General features: G+C 52.8%; 1 protein-coding gene. It reads left to right on the forward strand.

The window, feature by feature from the left end; translation table 11 throughout:
* Positions 1-723 precede the first annotated feature (723 nt).
* The coding region (locus GSQ94_RS15750) for a hypothetical protein (protein WP_216843106.1) at positions 724-5,988 on the forward strand (5,265 nt) is incomplete at its 3' end.

A 5,988-nucleotide genomic window follows, 5' to 3' on the forward strand; every position in this document is an offset into this window, starting at 1 on the left:
GGAAAAGACGCAGGCTACGCCTGCTTGGAAAACGCCTTCAGCGTTTCCCACTTTGCCACAGCTCCGACGACGGGATAAATTCGTATTCACAAACGTGCGGGTTTTGGGGGCAGGTCATACCCACCAATTCCACTGTTTACTACTCAGTAAGTATCTAGGTTACGAAGGTGGGTAGACCTTTGTACCGTAGACAGATCTTAGGCTGGCCTTTATCGTGCGGAAGTTCCCCTTATTGTTTTATTTGCTTAGATTCCTTCACTGCCCTGGAGTCAGTTGCCCGCCTGGACCTACTCTCCGACAAACAACTCCAATCCCAGACTAATCTCCGCGAAGATTGCCCTTTGCTCAGATGGGAACAGCTCAGAATCAACCTGGCCGCAAAGCTGCCGGTGATTTGCAGGGAGTAGTCCTATCAAATACGTCCGTCTGTCGCTTGCCTGTTTTTTCTTCTTCTCCAGCTTTGCAATAGCGCAGATCTCGCAGCAGCCAGGGTTGGTTCCATACCAGTCCTACGATGAGTCGAGCTTCGATACGGTCGATTTGCTCGGAGGGGCTGTTCAGCTTCATATCCCAATAATCTCGTATCCTCAAAAGGGAACGCTGCCGCCTTTGCAGCTTCAGATGGTGTACAATACGCCATCGTGGACCGCCACAGTAGAAAGCAGTGGCGGCAGCGAATATGTGCAGTGGTTCTTTAACGCCCCGCTTAGTTCAGGCCTAGTAATGAGTCCCTACTATTCTGGTGGCACCTTTCCGGATGGTGAAGACAGTAACCATAATCCATTGCAAGGACACACCGTTATAGATGCCGGTGGAGGGTCACATGAGATGTTAGGGGTGGTGTCTCCTGCTGGAGTGCAGACGGGCATGTATGAATCCTTTGACGGCTCTGGAATCAGCTACAGCTACGGGAACGGTTTCAGCTTCGTCGATAGGAACGGCATTCAGTACAAGGGTGGCTGTATGTACTGGTCTGCTTCTCCTTGCCCTAACGGTACTGTATTCATGGTAGACCCGAGCGGCAACTCCGTTGTCAGCACTACAGGAGGACTTACAGACAGCATTGGGAGATCGATTCCCGTTTTCAGCAACCAACGCGCACTCAACACCATTGCCAAATGCGAGACGCAGCAATATCCGGTGGTCGGGGGTACTACGGCGCCGATTGACATCTGCTGGCAGCAATTGACTGCAACCTCGTCTTTCGGAACGAATCGAGAGGGCACAAAAACCTATGTCGCGATTACCGGGATCACGTTGCAGAACGGGACGTCGTGGAACTTCTCTTACGACAACTTTGGCTGTCTGAGCAGCATCACTACTCCGACAGGCGCCGTAATGACGTATGTCTATTATCCGCCGTCTACAACTCAATATCCAATGGGGGAGAATCAGGGTGAGCGGTTTCTCCAATCGAGAACGCTTACTGTAAATGGCAACAAATATAAGTGGCAATATGCTTACACTCTGATCACAGTTCCTGGCAATGGCACAGAGTCGCAAACCACGGTCACCGATCCGGTGGGCAACACCGTTATTCATCTCTTCAATGGCTACGGCCTAGAGACGCTGACTCAGTACTTTCAGGGCACGCAGACTCTTCTAAAAGCGGTACAGTACACCTATTATGCGGGACCGATTCCAGGAGTCTCCAATCATCTACCAAAGCTGACGACCACCACCCTCTACCCAAGCGGTCAATCGACCACTACCTGCGTAATCTACGACAACAACACCAATACCTCGTGTACAGGCACAGATGCGCCGAGTCCGTCCGGACTAAAGGTCTACGACCCAAACGACGCGCTTAGAAATATTCCTGGGTTTACACCATACAGCGCTCCTCTTGTACTCGGAAGTCCGATGTACTCCTATGAGTATGACTACACGACCGGTAGCAGTCCGGGTACCCTATTGCGCGAGACCGCGAACACCTACCAGTGGCAAGCCAATGACAGCTACCGGGCGGCTAACCTCCTTAACCTGGTGTCTTCCTCGTCTATATCAGCCGGTGGAGCCGTTCTGTCAACCACGACCCGCAACTATGACGAAGGGGCCTACGGCCCTGCGGGAGTCTACGGGAACGCGACAACGCAGGTGGATGGTGGCAGCGTCACGACTCACGCCTACTACAATTCCAGCGGCATGAGCACGGGCACGAAGGACGGCAATGGCAACACGACCACAATCGACTATGACGCGACAGGGGCCTATCCGAAGACCATCACTAAGCCTCCGACCAACGTGGCTCATTCTGATGACTACGTGTACGACGCAAATACTGGCCTAATGATGTCGCATACCGATGAGAACCACCAACCAACAACATACGGCTATGACAACATGCGGCGACCTACTAGCGTAGGCTATCCTGATGGCGGTCATGAGACTTACGTCTATAACGATACAGCCCCTAGTCCGACAATCACCTCCACAAAAGCGTTAACTGCTACCTCCTCCTATCAGACGATCGTTACGGCTGACGCTTTGGGGCGTCAGGTTCGAAATGAATTGGTATCGGATCCGAATGGGCCGATCTTCACTGATACGACGTACGACGGCGTTGGCAATATCCAAAGCGTTTCAAATCCATATCGGTCAACGAGTGATTCGACATACGGTGTCACGGTGTTTGGCTACGACGTATTAGGCCGTAAGACGGTCCAGACCCAACCAGATCGCAGCACTCAGCAGTGGTCCTATCCTGGCAACGGCACAACTTTCACCGACGAGGCAAGGCAATCGTGGAGTAGAACATCGGATGCACTGGGGCGTTTGACCAGCGTAAGCGAGCCGACCGGTGCATCGACAGGATACGTTTACGATGCCTTGAGCAATCTGCGCACAGTTAATCAAAACGGCGTCTCCGGCGATACGGCACGCGTGCGCAGCTTCAGCTATGATTCACTCTCGCGGCTTATAACGGCCTCGAATCCCGAGACAGGAACGGTGTGTTACGGATACTGGAGTGGAAGTAACTGCATTAATGGTTACGATGCGAATGGAAATCTCGCTAACAAGACAGACGCGCGTGGCATTAGCACAAATTATTCGTACGACGCTCTAAACCGCATAACAAATAAGAGCTCAAGTGGAGCTGCAGGAGTTCCCGGACTCAACTACGTGTACATGTACGACCAAGTCAGCGTCGGTGGTAGCTTTACATCAAGCAATCCTGTTGGCAGACTGGTATTTGCGTCGAACAACGTAAACGCGGATCGTCATTATTCGTATGACGCGATGGGGCGGGTCATCCACCAGGATGGCTGTATCCCGTCAAATTGTGTCGTGGGAGCGAGCCCTGTCTATGCTTCATATGATTTAGCCGGCAACATGACATCTCTGACGTTCCCTGATAGAAGAACTATTTCACAATCGAACGATGCCGCCGGGCGTCTGTCTTCGATCACCTACACCGGTTGGAATGGAAACGGTCATACGACTCCTTACCTGAGCACGAATGGTTCGGCGGAGTACGACCCCGCGAACCACCTTATCAACGCAACGATGGGAAACGGGGTGGGTATCGCGGCTGCCTATGACAATCGCGAGCGCGTAAACCTTCTTGCCTACGGAACTTCGAATCAGTTGCTCTGGGGCAAGCAGTACGAATGGACTCCAAATAATAATCTTCAGGCCATCACGGATGCATCGTCAGGCGTGCAGAGATGGATGGTTTACGACAATCTAAATCGTCTATCGAGCGCACAGGATCTTATCGGGCCTCAGCAAGGAGCAAATACTTCTCCATATCCAAGCATCCCGGGAGGATGGACAGGTTCCAACAGTGGCACCGTCGCAGCGGTACCATTCTGGACCGATCCTGACGAGTCAAACCTTATAGATAACGCTGACACTCCAGGGGCGTCCGGGTGGGAAATAGCGAACGCAAGCATTGCCTCGGGGATCGCCGCACCAGACGGAACCGCAAGCGCATACACCTTTACGGCTTCGTCGGGATCGACCGATACTTATCTAGGAGCCAGTGTTTCTTCGCAGTCGCTCTTCGACGGAGAGAGCATGGTCGGATCAGTTTGGCTTCGATCACCATCCGGCAGCCAAACAGTTAATCTTTATTTAGTTGAGATCGGTTCGGCTGGATACGCTATACAGGGCTACAAACCGGTTACGGTTACTCAGAATTGGCAGCAATTTCAGGTAACGGGACAGTTCCAGTATGGGCACCAAGGGCTAATCCTCCAAATTGGAGGTGCAAAATCGATCACAAGCGGACAAGCTATTTCGATCTGGGGTACCAAACTCGAAGATGCCGGAACCACTGGGCCGACGATTACGAACTTTCTCCCTTATTCGCAACGCCTCACTGCTTCGACGTGGGCTTTCGAAAATGGCTCTGCTATAGACAACTCGGCAACGGCTCCTGATGGCTCTCAAACCGCAGCTACCGTCACAGCTAACAGCGGCTCGTCTGCCGGATGGTTCGTCGATACTATCCCGAATCCAGCGCCCTACAGCGGTGTGGCCATTACGGGTTCGGTCTGGTTGAGATCCACAGTGGGACCACAGCAGCTGCTGGTGACCCTTATTAATGTTTCCGCACAAACCGGCTATTCCACGCTTGGTGCGACTACCGTCACTCTCAGCAACGATTGGCAGCGTTTCCATATTACCGGGACGAATGCAAGTGCCCTGACAGGGCTAGAATTTCAGATTGGAGGCGGTAGCACCTTCACGAACGGGCAAAGCTTTCAAGTGTGGGGAGCCCAGGTAGAGTTTGGATCAACGGCCAACGTTTACGTTGCTACGGCCGCTAATCCAGTAAGCACTGGTACAAACCTGACTAATGTTCTGCCATATTCCCAACAGCCCAATGCTCCGAGTTGGTCCGGCACTGTCGGTGGAAGCGGTGTCATGAACGCCGTAGTCGCACCTGATAGCTCCCAAACCGGTTATCAGTTCACTGCCGTGGGAGGCAATGGATGGCTGACCAATGATGTGACCAATCCGGCGATCTACGACAACGCTATACTTACCGGTTCGATCTTCTTGCGATCACCCAACGGGGCGGAGTCCGTCAACATTTACTTGATTGGGCAAAACGCATCCGGAAGAGTTCTGTTCCAACAAACAACCGCACAACTCACTTCAACCTGGCAGCGGTTTTCGCTTACTGGCCAAGCTCCGAATGGCCTCACCCGGCTCTTCATCCAGATTGGAGACACCCTTCCAGCTGGAGAGGTTATCGATGTCTGGGGTTCACAAATGGAACTCTCCAGTGCAGCCGGGCCATACGTGGTCACAAGTCAACTGCCGGTCGTCGCAGGCAAGGAACTCAGCAACATTCTTTCGAGCTCTCAGCAAATCAGTGGTCCGGGCTGGGCTATCGCAAACGGAACCGTCACTGCCTACAACGGAGTAGCACCAGATGGCACCAACACTGCGGCGACCATAACTGCAAGCTCACCCGAAACCTTTATCGACAACAACGTCGCTAATCCATCACTCTACGACGGTCAAACTGTGACGGCTTCGGTATATCTGAAGGTCCCCAGCGGAACCTTGAACACCAATTTGTATTTGATCAACTCGGGTGCGTCTGGTTTCATGGCACCCTACGTGGTCGCGTCGATTACCACCAGCTGGCAGCGCTTTAGCATTACTACGCAGGTTCAAAATGGTCTTACTCAGCTCGCACTTCAAATTGGAGGAGGGGGATCGTTTACCTCAGGAAGTATCCAGATCTGGGGTGCTCAGATGGTTCTGGGCAGTGACGCCGCGCCGTATATGGATACTTCAAGCACAACCACAAACCCGGTCAACGGACAAGCTGCAACGCCGGTCCCTAATGGCTTGAATCAGAGCTACCTCTATGACTCCTTCGGCAATCTTCAACAGAACGGAAGTTTCAACGATAGTGCTACCGCGAACAACCAGATGTTCGGGTACGCATACGACGCGGCTGGCAACCTGCTGTCGAACGGTCTCACTACCATGAGCTGGGATGCAGAGAGTAAGCTGATCTCGACT

The organism is Granulicella sp. S190, from assembly GCF_009766095.1.
Lineage (GTDB): Bacteria > Acidobacteriota > Terriglobia > Terriglobales > Acidobacteriaceae > Edaphobacter.